This window comes from Aeromonas sp. 82P (assembly GCF_051919365.1).
In the GTDB taxonomy this organism is placed as follows: Bacteria; Pseudomonadota; Gammaproteobacteria; order Enterobacterales; family Aeromonadaceae; genus Aeromonas; species Aeromonas veronii.
In genome coordinates this window covers 3,315,148-3,341,352 of the sequence record NZ_JBQBEV010000001.1, presented here as the reverse complement: position 1 = coordinate 3,341,352, position 26,205 = coordinate 3,315,148, and the positions used below count along the sequence as shown (strand labels likewise).

12 protein-coding genes and 1 pseudogene are annotated in these 26,205 nt (G+C 60.4%); 6 read left to right on the top strand and 7 right to left on the bottom strand.

Annotated elements, in window-relative coordinates; translation table 11 throughout:
- Nucleotides 1–546 precede the first annotated feature (546 nt).
- On the bottom strand, nucleotides 547–2,898 hold the full coding sequence (locus ACTG2S_RS15180; protein WP_439982770.1) for a glycoside hydrolase family 9 protein: 2,352 nt from the start codon (nucleotides 2,896–2,898) through the stop codon (nucleotides 547–549).
- Nucleotides 2,899–3,565: 667 nt separating this feature from the next.
- Here ACTG2S_RS15180 and ACTG2S_RS15175 point away from each other — a divergent pair.
- The 3 genes from ACTG2S_RS15175 (at nucleotide 3,566) to ACTG2S_RS15165 (ending at nucleotide 9,692) form a co-directional block, all read left to right on the top strand.
- On the top strand, nucleotides 3,566–6,286 hold the full coding sequence (locus ACTG2S_RS15175; RefSeq protein WP_234832719.1) for a glycoside hydrolase family 3 protein: 2,721 nt from the start codon (nucleotides 3,566–3,568) through the stop codon (nucleotides 6,284–6,286).
- A 93-nt stretch (nucleotides 6,287–6,379) separates the two neighbouring features.
- Complete coding sequence (locus ACTG2S_RS15170; RefSeq protein WP_162517274.1) at nucleotides 6,380–8,353, top strand: methyl-accepting chemotaxis protein; 1,974 nt, start codon at nucleotides 6,380–6,382, stop codon at nucleotides 8,351–8,353.
- A gap of 10 nt (nucleotides 8,354–8,363) precedes the next feature.
- Entirely contained in the window at nucleotides 8,364–9,692 is a 1,329-nt protein-coding gene (locus ACTG2S_RS15165; protein ID WP_123172737.1) for an ABC transporter substrate-binding protein, read from the top strand.
- A 329-nt stretch (nucleotides 9,693–10,021) separates the two neighbouring features.
- On the opposite strand, the gene ACTG2S_RS15160 is transcribed toward ACTG2S_RS15165, so the two are convergent.
- The 6 genes and pseudogenes from ACTG2S_RS15160 to ACTG2S_RS15135 form a co-directional block, all read right to left on the bottom strand.
- Nucleotides 10,022–11,044 (bottom strand): LacI family DNA-binding transcriptional regulator, encoded by a 1,023-nt coding sequence (locus ACTG2S_RS15160; protein WP_042084009.1) that lies wholly within the window; start codon nucleotides 11,042–11,044, stop codon nucleotides 10,022–10,024.
- Nucleotides 11,045–11,185: 141 nt separating this feature from the next.
- The gene (locus tag ACTG2S_RS15155) at nucleotides 11,186–12,055 is read right to left on the bottom strand and encodes a MalM family protein (protein WP_123172738.1); all 870 of its coding nucleotides are present in this window, start codon (nucleotides 12,053–12,055) and stop codon (nucleotides 11,186–11,188) included.
- 74 nt (nucleotides 12,056–12,129) lie between these two features.
- Nucleotides 12,130–13,419, bottom strand: a complete 1,290-nt coding sequence (locus ACTG2S_RS15150) for a carbohydrate porin (protein WP_240037874.1) — start codon at nucleotides 13,417–13,419, stop codon at nucleotides 12,130–12,132.
- Nucleotides 13,420–13,480: 61 nt separating this feature from the next.
- A complete protein-coding gene (locus ACTG2S_RS15145) occupies nucleotides 13,481–14,797 on the bottom strand; it encodes a putative glycoside hydrolase (RefSeq protein WP_139729614.1) in 1,317 nt (438 codons plus the stop codon).
- 807 nt (nucleotides 14,798–15,604) lie between these two features.
- Nucleotides 15,605–18,659: pseudogene (locus ACTG2S_RS15140) on the bottom strand (efflux RND transporter permease subunit).
- Nucleotides 18,660–18,674: 15 nt separating this feature from the next.
- On the bottom strand, nucleotides 18,675–19,832 hold the full coding sequence (locus ACTG2S_RS15135) for an efflux RND transporter periplasmic adaptor subunit (RefSeq protein WP_151287275.1): 1,158 nt from the start codon (nucleotides 19,830–19,832) through the stop codon (nucleotides 18,675–18,677).
- Between the two features lie 157 nt (nucleotides 19,833–19,989).
- Here ACTG2S_RS15135 and ACTG2S_RS15130 point away from each other — a divergent pair, with 157 nt between their 5' ends.
- The 3 genes from ACTG2S_RS15130 to ACTG2S_RS15120 all read left to right on the top strand — a co-directional run bounded on the left by ACTG2S_RS15130 (nucleotide 19,990) and on the right by ACTG2S_RS15120 (nucleotide 26,109).
- Nucleotides 19,990–20,718: a response regulator gene (locus ACTG2S_RS15130; RefSeq protein ID WP_151287274.1), complete on the top strand. Its 729-nt coding sequence runs from the start codon at nucleotides 19,990–19,992 to the stop codon at nucleotides 20,716–20,718.
- Complete coding sequence (locus tag ACTG2S_RS15125; RefSeq protein WP_439982762.1) at nucleotides 20,715–21,800, top strand: ATP-binding protein; 1,086 nt, start codon at nucleotides 20,715–20,717, stop codon at nucleotides 21,798–21,800. The genes ACTG2S_RS15130 and ACTG2S_RS15125 overlap by 4 nt, the downstream gene beginning before the upstream one ends.
- A gap of 433 nt (nucleotides 21,801–22,233) precedes the next feature.
- A complete protein-coding gene (locus tag ACTG2S_RS15120) occupies nucleotides 22,234–26,109 on the top strand; it encodes an SNF2-related protein (RefSeq protein WP_439830110.1) in 3,876 nt (1,291 codons plus the stop codon).
- The last annotated feature ends 96 nt before the right edge of the window (nucleotides 26,110–26,205 follow it).

Here is a 26,205-nt window from a genome sequence, read left to right as displayed (position 1 = left end):
CCGCCCTGATGGCAGGTCTCGTCATGGCCTAGGGGCCTTTTCTGGACCATGTCGGGGATAGGGAGACCTTTCAGATGTGAGATGGTTGCAAGATTTCATTGCAGAAGCTCGCAGACCTAGGGCAAAGCCCTGCGCCGATGGAGGCGTTGACCTAACCTTGCCGTAAGCCCGAAGGGATGATGACAGTATCGACTCTAGGTACTGGCACGGGCTCATCTACCTGTATGTAGCACTGTATTGCATCGCAGGAGAGATTGCTCTGCGCGGCTGCCGTATTGCGTCAGGAGGCCTAAGGGCACGGTATTACGGTAGAAAATCAGCAGCGCCCAAAGGTGGATGAGAAGCACTCAGAAGGCATAACTTTGTCGTAAAGGCTGTGGATAAGGGAGGGACGCAAGAGTTTGCGGGGCCACTTATCTATTCGCCCTGTGGCGTTTGCATTGATGGGAGATGGGGAAAAAGATAGACACAGGCCCGATATCTGCATAGGGACAAGGTCGGGAGGGGAAAATGCTCCGCCATGGTGACGGAGCATCGGGAGCGCACTTAACGGGTTAATCCGCCTTCATCCAGCACGCTGACAGCCCAGAAGAAGGGAGCATTCGAGTTGATGGTAACTTCGTTCAGGGTCCAGGCTCCTATCTCGTCTTTCCAGCAGGTCTGGCCGGTGCACTTCCCTTTCATAGTGGATGCAACGGGATCGCTGAAGTTGATGGAGTTGGGGCCCCCAGACATTACTCCTGGCGGAACCAGGGGGGACGCGTGATCAGCTGGGTGTGCCCAGAACCTGTGGTGCGGATTCTTCAGCGGACGACTGCCGTAGCCCGACACATAGGACTGGTCGAGGGGGTTGCGGCCCAGCACATAGTCCATGGCATCGGACATGGCCTGCAGGTATTTGCGCTCCCCCGTGAAGTCATGCGCCAGCCCGAGGAAGATGCTGCGATTCATCAGGTTGGAGTTGGAGCCCCAGGGGTATTCGGTGGCCTGATAGGGGATAAGGTAACCCTCTGTCGCCACGCTCTTCTGGTAGCCGTCGGCGGCGGCGATGATAGCAGCGCGCGCCTTCTCCACTTCCTGTTTGCCCAGTTTGTTAGGCACCATGGCCAGCGTGATGGTCCCTGCGCTGCTGAGATCCTGCCAGTAGAGATCACCGCTTGCGCTGCGATCCCCCTTGGGGGCGGCCATATAGAGAGGGGACTGCTGGACGGCCTGCTTGTACTCGGATTTGCCGGTGGTGGTAAATAGCTCGGCGGCAGCCCAGTAGAATTCGTCCTTCAGGTTGGTGTCATCGTAGGGACCGGATCCCACAAAGTTGTCATAGGCATAGACGTCCGGATGGCGTTTTGCCGCCTTCCAGGCTCGTTCGGCTGCCTGTAGGCTGCGCTGTGCGAAGGCCGGATCCAGATCTTTCCATACGCGAGCAGACTGGGCTGCGGTGGCAGCCAGGTTCAGGGTCGCAGCCGTGCTGGGGTGGCTCAGGAAACGGGGTTGTGGATCCTTGTGGGGCGGGAGCGGCATCCCGGTCCAGGCTTCATCGGCGACCTTGTGGAAGACCATGCCTGAGGCATCGATCTCGGTCAGTTTCAGGCTGTCGAGCTGCTTGGACTGATCTCCTACCGGTACCCAGGCATTCTTGCCTTCGGGTACCTGCATGGCGAGGAAGAACTCCATCATCCAGCGGGATTCGTCCAGCAGATCGTTGTGGCCGTTGTGCTGTTCCGGGATTTTAGCCTTGCCGTCGGCAAAGGCGCTCTTGTCACCCTCTTTCGCCAACTGCTCCCGTTCATAAAGGTTCATCAAGGTCCATACCGAGATCCCCCCGTTGACCACGTACTTGCCCTGATCGCCGGCGTCGTACCAGCCGCCGGTCACATCCAGCGTGAAGTCACAGCCAGGCCACTGGTTGCCCTTGGCGTCCAGCTTGTTGAAGCAGGTCACTTTCTCGGGCTTGTGTCCTGCCGGGCGAGCGAGATCGGGGCGCTGGACATATTTGGCCTCGATGTCGATGCCGCTACGCTGCTGATAGAAGAAGGAGAGGGCATCGAATTTCATGGTGTGATAGATGTCATCGCCGATGCTGAATGGATGACTCTTCTGGCCGGCGACCTCCAGTACCAGGCCGGTGCCCGGGGTGGTGACCTGACTGAAGTCGGCAATCTGTACGTTCTCGCCGGATGCTGCATTCAGGCCAAAGGGTGTGGTCTTGCCTTCGGCGATGGCCTCACCCTGGGCATTGCGCAGGGTCCAGGGGAGCGAGTCCTTACTGTCGGTGGCGATGGTCGCACGTTTCAATGCCTTGCTCAGGTAGCCGACTTGGTTGACGCGCACGCTGGCCAGATCAGATTTCTTGACCAGGGATGGACCCGAGAGCGTTGCTTCACCGATGCAGACGGTGGTCGGTGTCTGGGTGCCCATCTGGAGTTGAAACTGGGTCTTCTCGTCCGTGGAGGAGGGCGTGAACTGGATGTCGAAAGGTTTGGGTGTGCTGCCGAGGGCGAGGTCCTGCACCATATGGTTGGTGTAGGGGGCGCCATCATGCTGGATCAGGGCCTTGACGTTGATGTCGCTCTTGGCCATGGCAGTGAAATGGAGCTTGTAGGTTTGCCCCTGAACCAGGCCGAGGTTGGACTGGCCCAGGATGACATCCCAGGGATTGGATCCCGACTCGGTGAAGGTGATACAGCCCATCTGGTTCTCGGCGTTCAGGGTGCCCCCAGCCGTCCACCAGCCATCGGTTCCCTGGAAGCCCCCGTTGGTTAGCAATTCACCCACAGGTCCGGCAGATGCCGAGGAGGCACCGGAGCCTGATGCCCCTGCGCTGGGCAGGGAACAGCCATGCAAGCCAATGACGCAAGACATGGCAAGCGTCAGGGCACTAAGCCGAGATATTTTCATTGTTACCCCTTTGATCACAGACGGAAATAATGGCGTCGATTTTCGCACTCGCGCTGAAAATGACCGAGTCATCCTGCTACCCGCATTTCACTGTCAAGACTTACATACAACCCTTGAGTGGAAATCGATTTCATGGATTAGGTAATAGTAAAGTTTGTGGCAAATCAAGTTTGCCTTTATGAACTGTGATGTGGGCTACAAATTTTCGTTTATTGATATGTAGATCTACGAGATTTGAATTCTATTGAATCCTTATCATCCTCTCTTTATTTCCCGCCAGTTTAACCAAATGGGTGCCATTCTCGGTAAAATATGCAGTGGCATGAGATGAAAAATACACTATATGTTTATAATTTTATTGCTTTTTCTATCATGGCGCTTTTCCGTGTGCTCCATCCCCTCCTGGATATTTTGCTGGCGAGAAACAGTCTGATCTTTGTGAGCTACATCACTATTTACTCTCTCGGTGGGATTTTTACCGTGGCAGGGTAAAGATACTGCTGGAATGGTGAGGAGATTTCTGTTTACCATTAAATATTCTTGCAATCGATTTCATATTTGGGCTGTTTTTCAAGGCGGACCCCCATGATCGATGCGTCAGGCGATGAATGAGAATATCCGGAGAGTCATAAGGAAAATGCGTAAAACTACAGGTCTCACCAGGTCTATGACCTGCCTATTCGTGGGGTGCGGCATCTGGAGTGCCGGGATGGCGGATGAGCTGTCGACCATGCCCTATTTTGTCACTTGGCCGCAGATCCATAGCGCCATTGCCAAGGACGAGGGGATGGAGCGCCAGATCCAGTCCCTGCTCTCCCGGATGACCCTGGAGGAGAAGGTCGGCCAGATGATCCAGCCCGACTTTCGTGAAGTGACCCCAGAGGAGGTCACTCGCTACAAGATTGGTTCCGTCCTCAACGGGGGTGGCGGTTGGCCAGGCAACAACAAACACGCCTCAGCAGCGGACTGGGCACGCCAGGCCGACACTTACTGGCAAGCGGCGGAAGCGGGCTTTGAGGGCAGGGGCTATCGCATTCCATTCATGTGGGCGACCGATGCGGTGCACGGCCACAACAACGTCTTTGCGGCGACCCTGTTCCCGCACAACATCGGCCTTGGTGCTGCGCGGGATCCGGGGCTCATCTACCGTATCGGCCAGGTGACGGCGCGGGAAGTGGCCGCCACCGGGCTGGACTGGACCTTCGCCCCGACGGTGGCGGTGCCCAGAGATGATCGCTGGGGCCGGACCTATGAGGGCTATTCCGAAGATCCCGCCATCGTCTATCACTATGCTGGCGAGATGGTGCGTGGCCTGCAAGGTTCCGCGACGGATCTACGCGGCCAGCGCCATGTCATCTCGAACGTGAAACACTTCGTGGGGGACGGTGGTACCCTGAACGGGGTCGACCGGGGTCAGAACTTCTATTCGGAAGAGGATCTGCGCAACCTGCACGCGGTGGGCTACTTCTCGGGGCTGGATGCCGGTGCCCAGGTGGTCATGGCTTCGTTCAACAGCTGGCACAACGAGCTCAACCGCGACGTGCTGCCAGAAGACGGGGTGGAGTACAACGGCAAGCTGCACGGCAGCCGCTATCTGCTGACCGACGTGCTCAAGGGCAAGATGGGCTTTGATGGTCTTGTCGTCTCTGATTGGAACGGTCACAGCGAGATCGCCGGCTGCACCATGGGGAGCTGCCTGCCTGCGGTGTTGGCCGGGGTCGACATCTTCATGGTCACGGCGCGCAAGGACTGGATGGAGTTTCGCCAGAGCCTGCTCGATGGCGTGGCGAGTCGGCAGATCCCGATAAGCCGGATCGACGATGCCGTGACGCGTATCCTGCGGGTCAAGATGCGGGCCGGGCTGTGGGAGAAACCCATGCCGTCGGCCCGTGAGCTGGCGGGCAAACAGAGTGAACTTGGTGCAGTGACGCACAAGGCGCTGGCCCGGGAGGCGGTACGCAAGTCGCTGGTGCTGCTCAAGAACGAGGGCAGGATCCTGCCCCTGAGCCGGCAGAGCCGGGTGCTGGTGGCTGGGAGCGCCGCCAACGATCTGGGCAAGCAGGTGGGGGGCTGGAGCCTGACCTGGCAAGGCAGCGAGAACGGGCGCGGTGATTTCCCCGGTGCCCAGAGCGTACTGGATGCGGTGACCGCCACCGTCGGTGCGGATCATGTACAGGTGAGCACGGGATCTGGTGAGCTTGCGGGAGCCAAGCCCGATGTCGCCATCCTGGTCATGGGGGAGGATCCCTATGCCGAGTGGTTCGGTGACATTCCTGACAACAAGACCCTTGCCTATGGGGATCTCAAGAGCAGCTATCACGAGGATCTTTTGACCCTCAAGCGACTGAAGGCGGCCGGCATCCCCGTGGTGACCGTGCTTTTCTCCGGACGTCCGCTCTACGTCAATGAGGAGATCAATCTCTCTTCCGCCTTTGTCGCCGCCTGGTTGCCGGGCACCGAGGGGGAGGGGATCACCGATCTGCTGTTCAAGGATGCCAAGGGCAAGGTGGCCCATGACTTCCAGGGACGCCTCTCCTTCTCGTGGCCCTTCAGCAAGTGCGCCACCACCATCAATCGCACGCCCACCCATATCCCGGGCTGGCAGCGCCCAACCTTCGAGCAGGATCCAGCGGGTGAGTACGCACCGCTCTTCCCCTATGGCTACGGGCTCAGCTACGGCAAGCCTTCCCCTGTGGCGGCCCGGGTCAGCAACCTCAATACCCTGACCCTGGATAAACGAACCTTCGGTTGCAACGAGAGCGACCCCGCTAAACTGAGCGCCGCTGACAAGGTGCTCGAGCTGTTTGGGCCAAAGGCGGGTGAAGAACACCGTCTGCGCATGGGGGATGCCAGCAACTGGACGGGGACTGAAGTCTCCGGCAACAGCGTGACCGAGATGACCTTCATCAAGGTTCAGCCCATCGACTACCTGCGCCAGCAGGATGCGCGAGCGGTCACCTTCCTCGGGGCGGACAAGCCGGGTGTCGACTCCGGGGCAACGATCCAGTTGCAGACCACCCAGGTCAAGGGGGCGGATCGTCGCACCTACCTGAAGGGCGAAAGCGAGCTGCAGGTGACGCTGCGGGTGCTGCAGGCACCAGCGGGGGACATGACGCTGGGGCTGCAGTGTGGCTGGCCCTGCGGCAAGTCCATCGAGATTGCTCCGGCCTTGCGCCAGTTGCCCCCGCAGAAGTGGGTGACCTTGAGTCTGCCCCTGCGCTGCCTCGAAGAGGGCATGGACTTCGCGAAGGTCAATACCCCCTTCATCCTGGGCACCAGTAGACAGGCACGCATCGACATGGCGACCGTACGCTGGGTACCGGCTTCTCTGCTGGGGGCCTCAGGGGAAGTGGTCAGGCTCGATTGCCAGGGCAGGTTGAGTCGATAAGCCGTCAGCCAGATGCACCAGGATGCCTGTCGGGCTCCTGGTGCCTTGATAACCGGCTCCGCCCCGATGCGGAGGGAGAGGTGGGAGAAAAGGATGTCGATCGTACAGCGGATCAGATTGGGCTTTGCGCTGCTGCTGGTCCTGTTGCTATTGCTCGGGGCCATCAGTTACCTGAAGACGACCTCCATTCACGGTCGTTTCCAGCAGGTGACCGAGGAGGCGACGCCTCAGGCCCTGACCGCCAGCCGGTTGCGCGCCGCGTTGCTGATGGCTGACAGGGACAGCCTGGCGCATCTCGCCATCCGGGAGGCGTCGGCGTTCCCCGAGTCCCGTCAGCGTGTTGCCCATGACAAGGTCCGCTATGAGCAGCACATCAAGGCATTCGCGGCCCTGACGCTCGATACCGAGAGTGAGCGGCAACTCGCCCGGGTCACCGACCAGGCCCCCCGGCTGTTTACCATCTCTGAGCAGTTGATGAGCCTGCACGAAGAGTCGGTCGAGCTGGAGCGGGTGCTCGCACGGATGCGGAGCGAGCTGCTGCACCTGGACGACAACTACCGTTCGGCGGCGGACCTGCTGGTGCGTTACACGGCGGGGCGGCGCTCTTTGCAGAACAAGGCGGAGCTCATCACCAGCGGTATTGCACGGGATCTCAAGCTGATCCTGCGTGCCGACGACAACACGGATCTGGTGGCGCTACAGGGGGTGCTGGCCAAAGACATCGACATTGCGAACCAGCGTCTGGAGCGGATTGTTGTCCCCGATGACGTCAAGGCCAGGTTCATCCGCCATGTGGCGCGCATTCCCCAGCTGGTATTTGGCGACAAGGGGCTGATTGCCACCCTGGTGCGCCGTCAGCAAATCAGCCAGCAACTCCATGGCTTGCGTGAACAGCAGGAGGCGCAGAGCCAGCAACTGGGGGAGGTCCTGGACAGGCTTATCGCCATCAGCAACCAGAGCATGCAGGAGGACAGGCTGAGTGCCGACGTCGCGGTTGACAGCGCCCGCACCTGGATCGTGATGGTGGCCCTGTGTTCCGTGCTCATCGCCCTCATTGTTGCCTGGAGTACGGCCCGCAGCATCCAGGTGCCGCTGGTGCGGATCAATCGGGTTCTCGGTCTGATGGCACAAGGGGACATGACGCTGCGGGTTCGCTACCCCGCCAGGAACGAGCTTGGTGAGGTCGCGAACTCCATCGACCAGCTGGCCCACCACACCAAGACGCTCCTGATGGAGGTCCAGACCGGGTCTGAGTACCTGGTGAGCGAGACGCGCAAGACCGCAGAGATCGGCGAGCAGGTGATGTCGCAGGTGCAGGCGCAGAAGGCGCAGACCGATCAGGTGGCGGCCGCCATCTTCGAGCTGGAGACCAGTGCGACCGAAGTGGCGCGCTCGAGCGATCATGTTCGTCGGGAGGTGGGTGAGGCCAATGACGAGAGCCGGCGCGGACGTCATCTGATGAAGGCCAATCGGGATGGCATCGAGCAACTGGCGACCGACATCGCCGGGGCCATGGCGATCACCCGCAAGCTCGAAGGCTACAGCAGCAACATTGGCAACATTCTTGAGGTGATCCGTGGCATGGCTGAACAGACCAACCTGCTGGCCCTCAATGCGGCCATCGAAGCGGCCCGTGCCGGGGAGGCCGGGCGGGGTTTTGCCGTGGTGGCCGAGGAGGTGCGGGCGCTGGCTACCCGTTCACAAGGGGCGACTCAGGAGATCCAAGTGATGATCGATAACCTGCAGGGATGCGCCCGCGATGTGGCGAACGTGATGGCCCAGAGCCATGAGCAGACTGAGCTGAGTGTGCAGCAGACTCGGGATGTTGAGAGTGCCCTCACGCGGATTGCCTCGCGTATGGAGGCAATCAAGGAGATTGCGGATCACATGGCTTATGCCGCAGCGGAGCAGATTTCGGTGAGTCAGGGAGTGGCCCAGCATGTGGCGGCCATCGCAGACGTGGCTCACGAGACCGAGCAGGCGTCCCGGGTATCGGCGAGCAGTGGTGAGGTGTTGTCGGGGCTGGCCAGCCAGCAGCAGAGTCTGGTGGCCCGTTTCAAGGTGTAGGAGAGAGGCGATGTGGAAATCTGTGAGTGCCCTGCTGGTCTGGGGGCTGAGTACGGCGGCGGTATCCCAGGAGCTGGTGCTGGAAACCTGGCGCGTGGATGACGAGGCGCTCTGGAAGGAGCAGTTTCTGCCCCGTTTTCAGGCGATCCATCCCGAGATCACCCTTAAGCTGCATTCGCAGCGCTCGGCGGATTACGATCGGGAGCTTGCCGAGCGGCTGGCGGCGGGGAAGGCGGGGGATCTCATCACTTGCCGCCCTTATGATCAGTCCCTGCGGCTGTTCCAGCAGGGGCATCTGCTGGATCTGACGGACCTGCCCGGGATGGAGAACTTCCCGAGCTTTGCCAAGGCCGCCTGGCAGACCGACTCCGGGGCCCAGACCTTCTGCCTGCCCATTGCCTCCGTGATCCAGGGTTTCTACTTCAATGTCGATATCTTCAACGCCCTTGGGCTGACACTGCCGCGAACCCGTGCCGACTTCTTCGCCGTGCTGGAGAAGGTGAAGCAGGATGGCCGCTATCTGCCGCTGGCACTGGCGGCTCACGACAGCTGGGTGGTCTCCGAGCTTGGTTATCAGAATATCGGTCCCAATTACTGGCATGGGGAAGATGGCCGCCTGGCGCTGATCAACGGTCAGGCGCGAGTGACCGATGCCCCTTATGTGGCGGCGTTTCGTGAGCTGGCGAGCTGGCGGCCCTACATAGGGGACCATCCTGCCGATGCCACCGAAGCACAGGCGGTGGATGCCTTTGCTGCGGGCAAGGCCGCCATGATAGTGGCGGGCTCCTGGTCGCTGGCCCAGTTCACCGGCAAGGTCAATTTTGGTGCCTTCCCGCCCCCCGTCGCGCGGGAGGGGGACACCTGCTATTTCACCGATCACACCGACATGGGGATCGGCATCAATGCCGCCAGCCCGAACAAGGAGGCCGCCCTGAAACTGGTGGAGTGGATGGCAAGCGCCGACTTTGCCGAGCGTTTCTCCAATTCGGTACCCGGTTTTTTCTCCCTCTCCAACCACTTCTTCGAGCTCAAGGAACCGGTGGCGAGCACCATGATGGGCTGGCGGGATACCTGCGATTCCACCTTGCGTCTGGGGGCGCAGTTCCTCACCCGGGGTGAGCCATTGCTTACCACAGAGCTTGCGGAGGTATCGCAATCCGTGGTGCTCGGCACCATGACGCCGGAAGCGGCCGCCGCGCGCATCCAGCAGGGGTTGGCAAGCTGGTATCTCCCCCAGAAGACGGCAAAAAGAGCCCGTCTCTGTGAGGCGGACGAGCATCTTCCCACGCTGGCAACCAGCACAGCTATCGGGACGGAGTCTCCCTTCGCTGCGCCTTGACGGTGGACACGCCCACAGGGCAATCCCCCGCTGCGATCAGCAGACTCTTCAAGGCGCCTTCAGGCGCCTTTTTCCATCAGGCCGGTTTGTAGGCAGATGTCATCGGGTTGTCATTGCCAGGCTCTGGCTGGTTTTATGGAGCCAGCCGGATTGAGGGGCCGGTAGAAGAGGTACGCCGGGTTGTGTGTGGAGTCTGTGCTACGTCAGAGAGACAAGGTGGAAGATGCGACAAGGACAAGTCGCTCGCTGGACAGGCGGCTGACAAAAGAAAAACGGCCCGAAGGCCGCTTTGAGCGGATGCTGCGCAGGGAAAAACCCCCAGTCGACATTCATCCTTTGTACGGCAGTGTAGTATCACGCACCACAATGCTCAATTCGGGCAGTTCGTCCGAGTTTGGCTCCGTGCCCTCGATCAAACCCAACAGAGTCTTGACCATTTTGACCCCCATCTCGTAGATGGGCTGGCGTACCGTGGTCAATGGCGGGTTGGAATAGGTAGAGAATGGCAGGTCATCAAAACCAATGAGTGAAACATCCTCTGGTACCCTTAAGCCGCACTGCTTGAGCCCCAAAATAGCCCCGTAGCAGGTCTGATCGTTGGCGCAGAATATGGCTGAGAATTTCCGGCCACTCTGCACCAGTTTCTTCACTGCATTCAGGCCACCAGCCTCGGCGAAATCCCCTTGGATGACCAAGGATGGATCATATTCGATTCCCGCGCTGACTAAGGCCTGACGATAACCATGATGACGTTCGATGGCATCGTTTTGATCCGGTAAGCCGACAATGTGGGCGATGTCATGATGACCCAGATCCAATAAATAGCGAGTTGCCATGTAGCCACCCAGCCGATTATTGATGCTGAAGGAATGTACCCGCTCGGTCATGATATTGTGGCCAGTGGCAACAATGGGTATTTGCTGTGAAAACTCGAGCAGCGTTTGTTGATTTACGTGGCCGGTCAAAATAATAAGACCATCGACCCGACGAGCTACCAGCAGGCGCAACCGTTCGACTTCTTCTTCCGCATTCCAGTGACCGCTGACAATCAGCGGCACATACTCCATGCCCTGAAGGGTATGTTCAACACCACGCAACATTTCGTTGGAAAATGGACTCTCTACATGTTGAGTCAATACCCCAAGGGTCATGGATTGACCCGTTTTCAGATATTGTGCCATAAGGTTGGGACGAAAATTCAATTCCTGAATTGCATCTTCAACCGCTTGGCGTTTATCTGCGGCCACTTTGGCCGAGCCGTTTAATATCCGGGATACAGTGCTTGCCGAGACACCGGCTCGTCTGGCGATATCATAGACAGTGGCTTTTTTCTCCTGAGCTGACTTCGACATCCGCCCTCCGTACTCGACTGTGAAAACCCTTGGCTATAACCAATATTACAAGAATATATTCTCAATAAATCAGCGGGTTAGGATAACCCTTTCCCTTGGTGGTGACAAGCAATGATGCTTCGCCTCAGATTGAGGGGCCCACTACTGCTGGGCGGCAAAAAAAACCTCTCTTGCTTTGGTAAAACCGGCCTGTTCGGCGGCCTTGACCCAGGCGAGAGCCTGCTCGTAGTTTTTGCTCACAACCGCAGTGCGAATATGTTGATAATAATCCAGTTCACCTAGCGCTTTATCTGCTGTGATCATCACGGGCGATATGGTTTTTGCGTTCGGTGTCGCATTTACAGCAGCCTCTGCGTCCAGTGCCAAATATAATCGTCCGGTGGCCGAATGGGGCACTTCCACATTGATGAGACGGGCGACATCCGTGGAGCGATCATATTGCATTGCGCGCTGGAGATCGTCAGGATTGAGCCTGGTGCTGCCTTGCATATCCAGAGTAGTAGAATAGATCACCATATAGGCAGCTCGGACGCTGCCGATGGGGGCCGGAATGGTAAATTCTCCCTGGATGTTCTGTCCTGAAATTAATGAACGGCCGTTATAACTGAAAGAGGAGCTGGGAATGGTTTGAACGGGGTGGTGATTCTCGTCCAGTAACAGGATGCTGGGCAGAAAAATGGTATAGTCGATTGGGATGGTTACTTTGACGCGGGCAGCTTGGGGGAAAGCGGGCAATGAGAATGCCATCACATAGCTTTTGCCCGAATCGAATGCGTAAACTGGGCTGTCAGTACCCACATTTACCCAACGGCTTTCTTGCCCGAAGGGCTGGAAGCGAAGATCCTTGAATGCCGCGATCGCCATTTTGCCCGACAATTGTTCTCGGTCATGTTGAAGCTGCTGCTGCAAGTCGGAGGTGGCCGATCTTGGCGGATGCTCCGGGCTTTTACTGACGCACCCGGCCATCAACAGACTGACCAGGAAAGGCAGACACTGTTTCGTTCCCTTCATCGTGTTTCCTCGTATGCAATGCGGGTCCCCCAAGGGACCCGAGATTATAGTGAAAATAAGTATCGCGACCTAACCTACCACCACATGTCCGCCTGCACACCGACCAGGAAATCTTCCCGGTCTTCCTGCCAGGGGGTCTCGTTGTTGTGATCGACATAGGTCGTCAGAATGCGGATCTCCGGTGACGGCCCCATGCCTGTATTGACCGTAAATGTCGGCACTATACTGACCTTGTGCGAAGTGCTTCCACGATCGATGCTATCGATGGTTAAATTGTTTTTCACATAACCGATTTCGGTTTGGATAGAGAAAAACTCATTGATCGGGAATACCGGGCGCAGAGATGCGGCATACCAGGAGTCATGGCCACCCAGCTCGTAGTCGTTGTACTGGTAGGAGAGGGTCGGCAGCAGATGAATATTGGCGCCATACCAGCCACCCCAGAGGAAGAGGCGATAGGATTGATCGCCTTCCATCACCTTGGACTGGTAGGGTTTATAGCCATCCGCCTTGTCCTGCAGTGTCTTCTGATACAGGGAGCCCTTGCGATACATGGCGGTATTGGTCAGGTTGGCCCCCAGCAAGTCGCCTGAACCCAGTCCACGTCCTGCCTGGGCGATGAACTTGGAGAAGCCGCCCGGCATGAAGAAGAAGTCGTCGCGGGAATAAATGACGGTTCCTTCTGCCCCCTTGGTCGCATATTGCTTGTTGTCGCCGGTGAATTCGTTGCTGGGCATCTGCTTGAGTGCGATCTCCATGTCCCAGGCACCGTAGAGGGCGCTGGTGTGGAGGGTGTGCATGGTGGCTTCAGTGCCATTGGCGCGGTCGGAGTGGCTGGTGTCGTTGCTGTTGATATAGGCAAAGTCCCACTTGCCACCCGCCATCTCCATGGCGTTGATGCCGACGCCGGTCCCCGAGTAGTCCGTGTAGAAATAGTCGGTTGTCCAGATGTAGTTCTCGCGGTCGTAATAGCGCAGACCACCCCACATGGTCCCGGTCGGGGTGATGCCACCCAGCTCCACATAGGTTTCTGACACACCGCTTTCGCGAGGTGCTGCACGGGTTTGCAGGCCATCGGCATCGGACTCCACCTTGAAGTGAATGTTGACCGACTTGTTGTTGCCCAGATCCCACAACTTGTTCAGACCCGCTTCCCAGCTGTTGTCCAGCTCGGAGCCCAGGCGCCCCATGGTCTTGTCCATCTCATATTCGTACCCCGCCTTGGCGAAGTTGTCCTTGGCGTCAAACATTGAACCAGCACGAATATAACCGTGGAAGCCAAAACTCTCGGCGGCATTCGATACGGCGGGCACTGCTAGCCCGTAACATGCCCCGACAAACAAGGCGAGTGACTTCAATTTCATCTTATTGCTCCAATCCGTAGAAAATTATTTTCAATCGATTTCTCGAAGATTCAATGCCTTATCACTTGATCTGCTGGCAGGGCTGATTGCTGTCAAAGTCTGCCGGGATGGCTGTTTTCAGGGCTACGTTGGTGAAGGCGAAGCGCAGACCGGCCATGGAGTCCCAGGCCCCGCTCAGGTAGAGCGCCTTTTGTACTGAGCCTGTGTTGGCCGCCGGAATGAGAGAGGCAACCGGCAGGATGCAGCGGTACCAGGTGTCGTCATCGGGCACGATGTTGCTGTCCATGGTAAAGAAGGTGCCAAAGTCTGGGCCTGCGGTACCGTCCATGCGGATCTGGATGTTGGGGGAGTCACCGTAACTGGAGACTTTCAGGTCGAGCAGCATGACGCCGTCCTGATAGGCGGAGAGATCCCCATTGGCGCTGTCGGTCCCGAGGAAGGCGGCGCCATTGCCTGGTAGGTCCATGGTGATGACCTGGTTTTCATCGGTCAGGGTGCCGCCGAAGCTGGCTGCCGGGTAATCAGCGCTGCGGTCTTGGGCCTGGCTCTTGTCACCGGAGTAGTAGAGTGCGGCATCGGTGGCCACCAGCGCGGGGGCATTGTTGACGCCGGAGCCTGTGTCTGGATTGGTGTCAGGATCGGTTCCAGGGTCGGTAGCGCCGCCAGGCGCTTCACAGGTGACCGGGTCGACAACGGGCTTGGCTGAGGTGGTGAGCAGGTACTTGATGTTGGTGATTTCGTAGTTGAAGGCTTCCTTGGTGGCCAGGTGGAACGGTGTGCCCACAGTGGCGAGGTTGACGGCCTTGGCACCGGGGAAGGGCTTCATGCAGTTGATGGGCAGAGTGAGCGTTTCCCAGTTGCCGGAACCGGTCAGGGCGCTGGCAATGGGCAGGCTGCTGCGGTTGGGATACTCGTTGTCGATGGAGGCATTGAGCACTTCCGGCACCTTGCTCTTGGTTCGCAGCTGGAACTCGATGAAACCGGAAGCGTATTTGCTCAGGTTCAGAGGGGTGGCGGATTTGAGCATAAAGGTGCCATCTCCGTCACCGGCTACCTGCACATCGGCGGTGTCATCGGTACCAGCATTGTTGATGAGCACAGCACTGATGCTGGTCATGGCGACAGGAGTAGCCGTGACTGGCTGCAGGTTCCAGTTATCCTTCTCCGACTGAATATTGGGGGTGACTTTTGCGTTCGCTCCAACACCAAACAGCAACAATACGCCATCTTCACCGCCTGGAGGTGTTTCACCAGGAAGCGTTTCACCCGGATGGGTTTCACTGCCGTTGCTAGAAGAAATGTTCTCTTCACCGCCACATCCGCCGAGCAAGGCTGCGGCGATCAATGTTGCTAAAAGTCCTTTTTTTGTTGCATTCATACTGACCACTCCAATCAATGGGAAAATGTCCATCACGATGAATTGTCGAGACTCAAACTGCCATCATGCAATCGATGTCAAAGCAAATCATACTGAGCTCATTTTCTTGAAATCGATTTCCAAAGCAATGCTTATCCCCTGTGATGATCAAAGTTTGTGTTTCAAATCACAGAAAATGTGTCCTTATGACCAGCGGAGGGGATGCGAAAAAAAGAGTCACCTTTAAACGAAAATAGTTCATTTCATTGTTTTTTATAGTTTATTTTGTTTTTCTCTTGAGGCTGAATATCAGAGGGAAAATATTGGAGTAGATCAGCAATGTGTCTGAGGTGATTGCGATGTGTCGATTTCTGAGTAACATTTAGATTGATTTCGATTTCATGGTGTGCTGAATGAGATCCAGGCTGTCATCAACCTTGCGGGGGCCTCTCCAGCGGTTCAAGCATCAGGAGTGTCTAGCCTTGACTGGTGATGGCAGACAACATGCAGTCGATGATGCAGGGAGTCGGCCGTCAGAGCGACGCTGAGGCCGGGTTCCTGCTGGGTCAGCACCGACTCGGGATGGTGCAATTCCCTTGTGCCAGATAGCAGATCGCAATCTTGGAGAAGACCAAGGATGAACCGGCGACGGAGGGCTGGTTACAAACCCCGGAGAGGTAACCCGCGATAGGGTCGCCCCGCAGCACCGGCCATGAACCACGGGCCCGGCACCATGGCGCGCTCATCATCTTCGAAGGAACGCAGAATGGTGCTAGGCATGCACTGCATGATCATCGCCTCCCCAGGGCCAGCAAACCTGCGCATCGGTCAGCATGATCGGTGCTGTGCTCGCTTCGCCCGCCAGACCTGAATGCGCGCCTGGGTGCCGATGACGAAGACAAAGAAGACCGGCACGAAGAAGATGGCCAGCAGGGTGCCGCTGATCATGCCGCCAAACACGCCGGTGCCGATGGCGTGCTGGGTCTCCGCGCTGGCGTCACTGGCGAGCATCAAGGGCACCACACCGAGAGTAAAGGCCAGCGACGTCATCAGAATGGGGCGCAGGCGCAGGCGGGCAGCAGTGACAGCCGCATCAAGCAGTGAGCGCCCTTCGCTGTGCAACTGGCGCGCAAACTCCACGATGAGGATGGCGTTCTTGGCCGACAGACCGATGATGGTGATCATGCCCACCTTGAAGAAGACGTCGTTGGGCATGCCGCGCAGCATCACGGCCGCGACAGCACCGAGCAGGCCCAGCGGCACCACCAGCATCACCGAGAGCGGGATCGACCAGCTTTCATAGAGTGCCGCCAGCACCAGGAAGACCACCAGCGCGGACAACAGCATCAGCAGGGGGGCCTGCTCGGCCGACTGGCGCTCTTGCAACGATTGTCCCGTCCAGGCCAATGCGAAGCCTGGCGGCAATTGCGCCACCAGACGCTCCATCTCCGCCATCGCCGCTCCGCTGGAGATGCCGGGCGCTGCCCCTCCGGCAATACGCACGGCAGGGAAGCCATCGAAGCGCATCATCTGTTGCGGCGATTCGCGCCATTCCGGTGTCACCACCTCCCGCAAGGGGACCATGCCGCCGCTGGCATTGCGTACCCGCAGGGCGAGCACATCATCGAGCTGCATGCGCGCCGACGCGTCGGCCTGCAGAATGACCTGCTGCATGTGCCCGCCGTTGGGGAAGTCGTTGACGTAGAGCGACCCCATTGCGGCCGACAGGGTACTGCTCACGCTGGCGAACGAGAGTCCCATGGCTTCGGCCTTCTGTCGGTTGATCTCGAGGTGAATGCTCTCGCTGGGAGGCAGATTGTCGGGATACACATCACTGACTACCTGGCTTTTGGCGGCCAGTTCCAGCAGTTGTGCCTGAGCGGCCAGCAGCGCGGCATCTCCCCGGTTGGCTCTGTCTTGCAGGAACAGGGTGAAGCCGGAGGCTGTGCCCAGCTCGTCGATGGCGGGCGGCAGCAGGCTCATTACCGTGCCTTCAGGAATATTTGCCATGGCTGCTTGTGCCAGATCTGCCTCTTCGGCTGCCATGGCGCCATGACGCTGATCCCAATCTTTGAGCATGGTGAAGGCCATGGCGGCATTGGGGCCTGCGCCGGAGAAGCTGAAACCCTGCACCACCAGGTTGGTGTCCAGCGCCTCGCGAGAGGCTACGTGAGCCTCGAAGGCCTTGACCACCTCAAGGGTGCGCTCGCTGGTGGCGCCGGTTGGCAGCTGGATGGAGGTCATGAAGTAGCCCTGATCCTCGTCCGGCAGGAAAGAGGAGGGCAGCTGGGCGGCGGCGATGGCCAGTACGACGCAGAGAGCGGCAAAGGTTGCCATCATCCGTCCGCTGCGCCCGACCAGCCGGGTTACCCGCGCATCGTAGCCTGTCGTGAACCGCTCGAAACCCCGGTTGAAGGCACCGAAGAAGCCGCGCTTCTCATGATGATCCGGACTGACCGGACGCAGCAGGGTGGCGCAGAGCGCAGGCGTCAGGGTCAGGGCGAGGAAGGCCGAAATGAGGATCGACACCGCCATCGACAGGGTGAACTGCTGGTAGATGACCCCCACGGAGCCGCTGCCAAACGCCATGGGGAGGAACACCGCCGTGAGCCCCCGGGTGGCCATCAGGCGCTCGACGTTCTCCACCACCACGATGGCGTCGTCGATTATGATGCCGATGGCCAGCACCATGCCGAACATGGTGAGGGAGTTGATCGAAAAACCGGCCAGCAGCATCACCGCGAAGGTGCCAAGCAGAGCGATGGGGGCGACGATGGCCGGGATCAGGGTGTAGCGCAGGTTCTGCAGGAAGAGAAACATCACCAGAAACACCAGCACCATGGCTTCCAGCAGGGTGTGGATCACCTTTTCGATGGAGACCTTGACGAAGGGGGCCGAGTCAAACGGGATCGAATAGGCCATGCCCGCCGGCAGGGTGGGAGCGAGCTGGGCGAGACGGGTGCGCACCGCATCTGCGGTACGCACGGCGTTGGCGCCGGGGGAGAGCTGGATGGCGGTGCTGGTGGCAGCCACGCCGTTCTCCCGGTTGGAAAAGGTGTAGGATTGCGCCCCCAGCTCGACCCGGGCGACATCACCCAGCACCAGCTTGGCGCCATCACCACCGGCTCGCAGCACGATGGTGGCGAACGCCTCGGGGGTCGTCAGCTGCCCCTGAACCGTGAGGGGAACCGTCAGGCGTTGCCCCGGCAGGGCGGGTTCATCACCGAGGCGCCCCGGTGCTATCTGGATGTTCTGCTGCTCGATGGCCTGTGCCACCTCGCCGATGGTCAGCCCGTAGGCGGCGAGTTTGGCCGGATCTGCCCAGATGCGCATGGCCTGCTCGGCGCCGAACAACTGCACTCGTCCACCCCCCGTCGATGCGGCGCAGCTCCTGCACAATATTGCGTGCCATATAGTCGTTGAGGGCAACCTCATTGAAGCGGCCATCCGGTGAGGTCATGCCGACCATCATCAGAAAGCCGGATGAGGCGGACTCCACCTGCAGGCCGGTTTGCCGCACCGCTTGTGGCAAGCGAGGCTCGACCGCCTTGATGCGGTTTTGCACGTCCATCTGGGCAAGCTCCGGATCGGTGCCCGGCTTGAAGGTGGCAGTGATCTGCGCGCTGCCCGAGGCGTCCACAGAGGACTCGAAGTAGAGCAGGTTCTTCACTCCCGACAGCTCGCGCTCGATAAGGCTCACCACCGCATCATTCAAGGTCTGCGGCGTGGCGCCCGGATAGGTGGCATAGAGGGTCACCGACACCGGCGCCACCGAGGGATAGCGGGAGATGGGGAGCTTGGGGATGGCGATGACCCCTGCCAGCACGATGAACAGGGCGATCACCCAGGCAAACACCGGGCGATGGATAAAAAACTGCGGCATGGATAACTCTCCGATTCAGCGAATGCCACCGTCAGCCGGTTGGCTGACAGCGGGTGCTTGCCAGGGGGAGGCAATGACCTGAACCCCCGGGGTCAGACGGTCGATCCCTTCGATCACCACCTGTTGCCCGGCACTGAGCCCAGACGCGATGCGGTACTGGCTATTCACCAGTTCAGCGGTATTGACCGGAACCAGCTGTGCCTGCCCCTGGCCATCCACCACCCACACGCTGGTCTGACCCGATGTGCGCACTACCGCCTGCTGGGGCACGGTCAGGGCGTTGGCATAGCGGGCACGGGGGATGCGCGCCTGCACATAGAGGCCGGGCAACAGCCGCCGCTCGGGATTGTCCACCAGCACCCGCAGCAGCACGTCGCCGGTCCCGGCATCGACCTCTATGCCAGAGAAGAGGATGTGCCCCTGCATCCCCAGCGGTGTGCCATTGCTGCCGAGGATCTCCACCGCCAGTTCCGGTGCCGTTGAGCCAGCCTGTTGGCGCAGGGATTCCAGCACCGAGGCCGGTTGGCGCACATCGACGTAGACCTGATCAATCTGCTGGATCCGGGCCATGGGTGTGGCATCGGTGGGCGACACCAGGGCCCCTTCACTCACCAGCGCCTGATCGATGCGCCCGGCGATGGGGGCCTCCACGCTGGCAAATTGCAGGTTCAGCTGGTGCCGGGCCAGAGTCGCCCTGGCCTGGGCTACATCGGCAGCCGCCTGATCCCGCTGGGAGATCGCATCGTCATAGGTCTGGCGGCTGATGGCGTCGGTGCGAAGCAGCGGCTTCAGGCGGTCAATCTGGATGCGGGCGCGGGCCAGCACCGCCTCGGCCCGTTGCAATGCGGCGGCGGCGCTGTCGACATCGGCCTTGAAGGGGGCCGGGTTTATCTGGAACAGCACTGTGCCTGCGCTGATCTCGGCGCCCTGCTCGAACAGGCGGCGCTGCACGATACCGCTGATCTGGGCGCGAATGTCGGCGCTGCGCAGTGCCACTACCCGGGCGGGCAGATCCTCGCTGATGACAAGCTCCCGACCAGTCAATGTCAGCACCGACACCTGAGGAGGGGCGGGAGCCTCCTGCTCTTGCGGCGCGACATCGCAACCCGCCAACCCGAATGCGGCAATGACGGCGAGCAGGGCGCCCGCATACCGCTGTTTTACAAACCTCATCCACTCACCTCGTTAAACCGTCTCTCCGGTGTGATGTGACCGAAGAGTGCATCGAGCGGCCATTATGGCGAGGGGCTATTGCGAATGATTCGAGGCTTTGTGGAGAATCCATGGAGGCGATGATAAAGTTCAACGCCACCTTTTTTCGAGTCCGACTATGTCCCATCTCAATGCTCCCGCCAGCCCGGCGGGCCAGTCACTGGTACTGATTGCAGAGGATGAAGCCGAGATCGCCGACATCCTCGCCGCTTACCTGCAACGTCATGGCTTGCGCTCCCTGCACGCCGCCGATGGCCGTGAAGCGCTGGTCATGCATCAGGCATTCAAACCCGATCTCCTGCTGCTGGATGTGCAGATGCCGCAACTGGATGGCTGGCAGGTGCTCAGCGAGATCCGGGCGCGCGGCGATACGCCGGTGATCATGCTGACCGCCCTCGATCAGGATCTCGACAAGCTGATGGGGCTGCGCATGGGGGCGGATGACTATGTGGTCAAACCCTTCAATCCGGCCGAAGTGGTGGCGCGAGTGCAGGCCGTGCTCCGACGCACCCGAGCCGTAAAGCCTGCCACGGCGAACGTGCTGCGGGTCGGCCAGTTTCAGATCGATCTGGAGAGCCACGAGGCCAGCATTTTCCGCGATGACCAGCAGCAAGTGCTGGAGCTGACCCTGACCGAGTTCAAGTTGCTCGCCTCTTTGATGCGGGCGCCGAAACGGGCGTTCAGCCGCGCCGAACTGCTGACTCACTGCTTGCCGGAGGGGGATACCCAGGAGCGTACGGTGGATAGCCACATCAGCAAGTTGCGCAAAAAACTGGAGACACACGGCATTCAGGGGGTCCCCGCCAGTGTCTGGGGCGTTGGCTATCGCTTCGGGGGCGATGCATGAAATCGGCGCCCGGCCTTCGCAGGCAGATCATCCGCTCTCTGGGCTTGATGACGCTTGGTATCATCTCCCTCGCGGTGATCGGCACCTATGTGTTTTATGGCATCGCCGTGGCGTTTGTGCCGGGCAGCATCTCCGAGACCTGGGTACCCTCCAGAGTCGAGATGATCTGGATCGGCTCCACCATTCTCATTGCATTGGGGATGGCGCTGTACGTGGCGGTGCGCCTCTCTCGCCGCATCCTGACTCCCCTCAACTCGGTGGCAACCAGCCTGCGCGAGGTGGCCGAGGGCAAACTCGATGCCCGCGTGCCGGAGGATGAGCAGGCGATCGGGGAGACGGCGCAACTGGTGCGCGACTTCAACGCCATGGCCGAGCGGCTGCAGAGCATGACCCGCGAGCGGGAGTTCTGGAATGCCGCCATCGCCCACGAATTGCGCACTCCGGTGACCATTTTGCGCGGCCGCTTGCAGGGGCTGGCCGAAGGGGTATTTCCTCCCAGTAGCGAACTCTTCGAGGGGTTGCTGCGTCAGGTAGAGGGGCTCAATCACCTGATCGAGGATTTGCGGGTATTGAGCCTCAACGACAGCGGCCATCTGGAGTTGCAGCGGACCGAGGTCAGGCTGGCCGACGAGCTTGCCGTGGTGCTTGAGGCGTTTGCCAGCCCTCTGGCGGCGAGCGGATTTGTGTTGCAGCGGGAGCTCGATAGCGAACTTCATGTCTGCTGCGATCTGTTTCGTATCCGTCAGGCTCTGATGGCGCTGTTGGAAAATGCCCAGAAGCACGCGCTGCCGGGCCTGCTGACCGTGCGGCTGTATCGCTCGGAGAGAGTGTGTGTCCTGAGTGTGGAAGATGAGGGGCCTGGCATCAGCGAGGAGGTCGCCGCCTGTATCTTCGATGCGTTTCGTCGGGGAGATCCGTCACGCTCGCGCAAGAGCGGCGGCAGCGGACTCGGACTCGCCGTGGTCAAGGCGATTGCAGAGGCCCACGGTGGCAGCGCGGTTTGCCAATCTACCGGAAGGGGAGGGAGCCGATTCGTGCTCTCCTGGCCCATCTCGGCCATGCCCGGTTGCCCTGAAATCTAGCCTGCGGGCGGCAGGTTATGGTGAAGCTATACAGCTGACAGCTGCCCGCACAGGGGCGTTCGACAAGCGACCGTTATAGGTTTTTCTACCGCTTGTACCGGGTGAGCAGGAGGGGTGGGGACATGGCTCATTTGGCGCGAAATCATGGTTTTTTGCCGCCAAAAATTGAAACCGTTTTCAGAAATCCTTTTCAACTGTGATCCGCTTCAAAGCTTTTTCGGGCGCCAACCTCTAGCATTGGCTCCACGAATTAGGGGCTAGCGCTCCCGATTTTCCCGCTGTGGGAGGTAACCGGATGATCCGGCTATTTCCTTCGTTACTTTCGACGGCCATCATGGATGGCCGTTTTTTTTTGAGTTATTTCACGGTAAAGGGTCGAGCCGCTGGCGCTTTACCGTTAAAATTCCGCTTTTGCACTTGCCCGTGAGTCTTGATGTCTGCGTCCACCCTCTCTTCGGATAGTTATGCCCTGCTCGCCACCCTGCAATTGCAGCGCGTTGCCAGTACCCGTTTGCTGCAAGAACAACTGGCGATAGGCCATGCCCTGATCGATAAACTGACCCGATTGCAGGATGCAGGACTGGTCAGATTGCGCGGGGAGCAGCAGTGGAGCCTGACCGCCGAGGGGACGCTGGCGCTGATCTTGGGGGTGCGTGCCGGTCTCTGCCCGGCGCCTGACTGGAGCCGGGTGCCCTCATTGACCGGGCAGGATCTCACCCATGCGGTGGTGCGCGAGCTCTGCCGCGGCAAGGCGGGGGAGATCCCGACCTATTTCTCGGCCAGCGATCTGCTCACCCTGCTCGATACCCCGGACGCTCACCAGTTGCTGGCGGGCTCCAGCCCCGCCTGGCAGCAACTGCTGCTGGAGCACTTCTCGCTGCAACTCTTGCTCGATGCCCCCTATGAAGAGCGCTGGCCGCTGGCCAATGCGCTGGTGCGCTGTGCCCCAGAGGTGCAGGCCCGGGCTAAAGCGTTCGAGGCGGAGTGGCGCTGGCTCTGTGGGGATGGCGAGAGCACATCGCCAACCGGCGAGGACAAGGATGCCGCCCCCGGCTGGCCGGCCCTACAGGCGCTGGCCCAGCAGAACCAGAGCGGCCCGCTTGGCGAGCGACTGCTCACCGCGCTGGGCCAGTGGCAGGCAACCGATGAGGGTGAAGTGGGCCAGTGGCCCCGTTCGTTCAGCGCCCTGCTCTGGCTTGGCTGGTTGCAGCAGGCCGATCCCGTCATTGCCAGCGAACAGCGCAAGAAGTGGCAGCGCAGCCTGACCGGTCAGTTCCCCCTGCTTGCCGACTTGCTCAGCCAGTGGGCGGGTGATCGCCACGGTCAGGCGGTCGGCCTGTTCGATACCCTGCAACTGCCGGTGGAGGAGCTCCACTGGGGCTATCTCTGGCTCGATCTCTGCGCGCTGGCCCGTCACGGTGCCCAGAGCCCGCAGGTAGCCATGTTGCACAAGTGGGATCTCTCCCATCTGCTCGATGCCGAGCCCCATCATCGCCTGATGGCATTTTGTCAGGATCTGCTGCGTATCTTGTTGGGCGAGGCGGCCAAAGGGGCCCCCCTTTGCCAGCTGCGCGGTAGTGAGGAGAGTACGCAAGATGGCAGTGACGAGCAGGATGATGACGGGGACGAGGATAAAACCGCGGCCTCTGCCAGCTGGCTCAACTGGTTGCAGGGGCTGGGACGCTCCAGTGGCGTACGCAAGCCGCAGGAGCGGCTGGTGTGGCTGCTCCATGCCGACGGCCCCGAGCTGGAGTGCAAGATCCAGAAGCTGAGTACCAAGGGGGAGTGGACCGCCGGTCGCCGGGTCGATCCGGCCCTGCTCTCCACCCAATATGCCGCCATGCTCGATGAGCACGACTGGGCACTGGTTCGCACCCTGCCACGGGTGATGGGACGACTGCCGCGGGATGTCTGGGCGCCGCTGGCCGATCACCCCCGCTTGTTCAACGCCAAGGGGCAGAAGCTGCAACTGGCCATCAGCGCCCCCCTGCTGCAGGTGGTGGCCACCGAGCAGGGGATGAGCGCGCAGCTCTGCCCCGATGCGGCCGCCCGCGGGGCCCATATCATGCCGCTGGCGCAGGATCTGTGGCAGCTGATCCTCACCCCGCAGCCGCTGCTCGACCGATTGCCAGCGCTCGAATCCATCCCGCTGCTGCCCGCCGAGGGGCTGGCCGAGCTGCAACGCACCCTGGACGCTATTCCCGAGCTGCCCTGGCACAGTCAGGTTGCGGGGCTTAGCGGCAACGCCGAACTGGCTCCCTGGCCGGGCATTCCTTCGGTGCAACTGGATTGGCAGGATGGTCAGCTGTCGGTCAAGCTGGTGACCCGCTTTGAGGATCTGCCGCCCCAGCCCCTTGGCAAGGGGGAGGCGATCGTGCGGCAGGGGATCAAGGCGTACCACTACTGGCAGCGCGACCTCGCGGCCGAGAAGCTGCAGGCCCAGCTGCTGCGCAATCAATTGCCCATCGGCCTGCCCGGCAGCGAGTGGCTGCTGCAGGGGGAGCAGGCGCTGGCGCTGGTCAATGCCCTGCCCGAGCTGGTGGATGCCGGCGTGGTCATTCACTGGCATCAGGACAGCGCTCGCCTCAAGAGCCTCGATGAAGCGGCCCTGAGCCTGCGCATCGAGCGGCGGCAGGACTGGTTCCAGGTCGAAGGGGCACTGGCGCTTGATGAGCACCAGATCCTCGATCTGCGCCTTATTCTGCGCCAGATGACTCCGGGGCAGCGCACCGTTCAGCTCGACGAGAAGACCAGCCTGATGCTGAGCGACAAGCTGGTGGAGCGGCTCACCATGCTGGGGGCCATGCTCGATGAAGAGCAGCGCATCAACAACAAGCTGGCCTATCCGCTCACTCGCCTGCTCTCGGTCATTACCACCGAAGGGGATGCAGCGTGGCAATCCCTGCAGCAGGAGTGGCAGCAGGAGGTCGAGTGCCCGGACGAGCTGCTCACCTCCCTGCGGGACTATCAGAAAGAGGGGGTGCGCTGGATGGCGACCCTGGCCCATCACGGTTTTGGTGCCTGTCTGGCCGATGACATGGGTCTGGGCAAGACGCTGCAGGCGCTGATTGTGTTGCGGATGCGCCAGCACCTTGGCCCTGCGCTGGTGGTGGTGCCCAAGTCAGTGGTCACCAACTGGCAGGAGGAGGTTGCCCGTTTCGCCCCCGAGCTGGATGTGGTGGTGTTCGAGAACCCGGCCGAGCGGGAGGGGATGATTCGCGAGGCCAAGGCTGGTCAGGTGATCCTCATCAACTACGGCATGCTCGGCAGCCTGGCGGAGGCGCTCAAGTCCCGCCGATGGTCTTCCATGGTGCTCGATGAGGCGCAGCAGATCAAAAACGCCGGTACCCAGCGCGCCAAGCTGTTGTTCCAGCTCGACGGCGATTTTCGCCTCGCCCTCTCCGGCACCCCCATCGAGAACCATCTGGGGGAGCTGTGGAGCCTCTTTACCTTTATCAACCCGGGGCTGCTCGGCAGCCTTGGCGAGTTCAAGCGTCGCTTTGGCAAGGCGGTCAAGGATCCCCAGCACATGGCGCTGCTGCGGGCGGTGATCAGCCCCTTTATCCTGCGTCGTCTCAAGCAGCAGGTGCTGACCGAGCTGCCGGACAAGACCGAGATCATCCACCACATCAGCCTCTCCCCCGAGGAGCGTCAGCTCTACGAGGCGACCCGGCGGGAAGTGGTGCAGCAGGTGCAGAGCGCCGATGGGCGCGCCCTGATGCATGTGCTGAGCGGCCTGACCCGGCTGCGCCGTCTCTGCTGCTCACCGGAGCTGGTGATGCCCGAGTGGTCGCAAACCAGCAGCAAGCTGGACGAGGCGATGGCCCTGCTGGAAGAGGCGATCGACGGCGGTCATCGGGTGCTGGTGTTCAGCCAGTTTGTCGATCTGCTGAGCCTGCTGCGGGCCCGCATCGAGCAGAAGTCCTGGGACTACTGCTATCTGGATGGGGGCTGTTCCGCCAAGTCCCGTCAGGACTCCATCCTGCGTTTTCGTCATGAGGAGGTGCCGCTGTTTCTCATCAGCCTCAAGGCGGGGGGCACCGGTCTCAACCTCACCCAGGCCGATACCGTGCTGCACCTCGATCCCTGGTGGAACCCGGCAGTGGAAGATCAGGCGAGCGATCGGGCGCACCGGATGGGCCAGACCCAGCCGGTGACCGTGTACCGGCTGGTGTGCGAGCAGACGGTGGAGGAGAAGATTGTCGCCCTGCACGACGAGAAGCGGGCGCTGGCCGATGGGTTGCTGAGCGGCCAGTCCGAGGTGCGCGGGCTGGATGTGGAGAGTCTGCGGGCCCTGCTCATGGGCTGATTGGCGACGCCACCTTTCATACCGCCTATCGAGACAGAAAAGGGGAGAACATCCAGAGATGTTCTCCCCTTTCTCGTTTGGGATGCAGATGCGGGA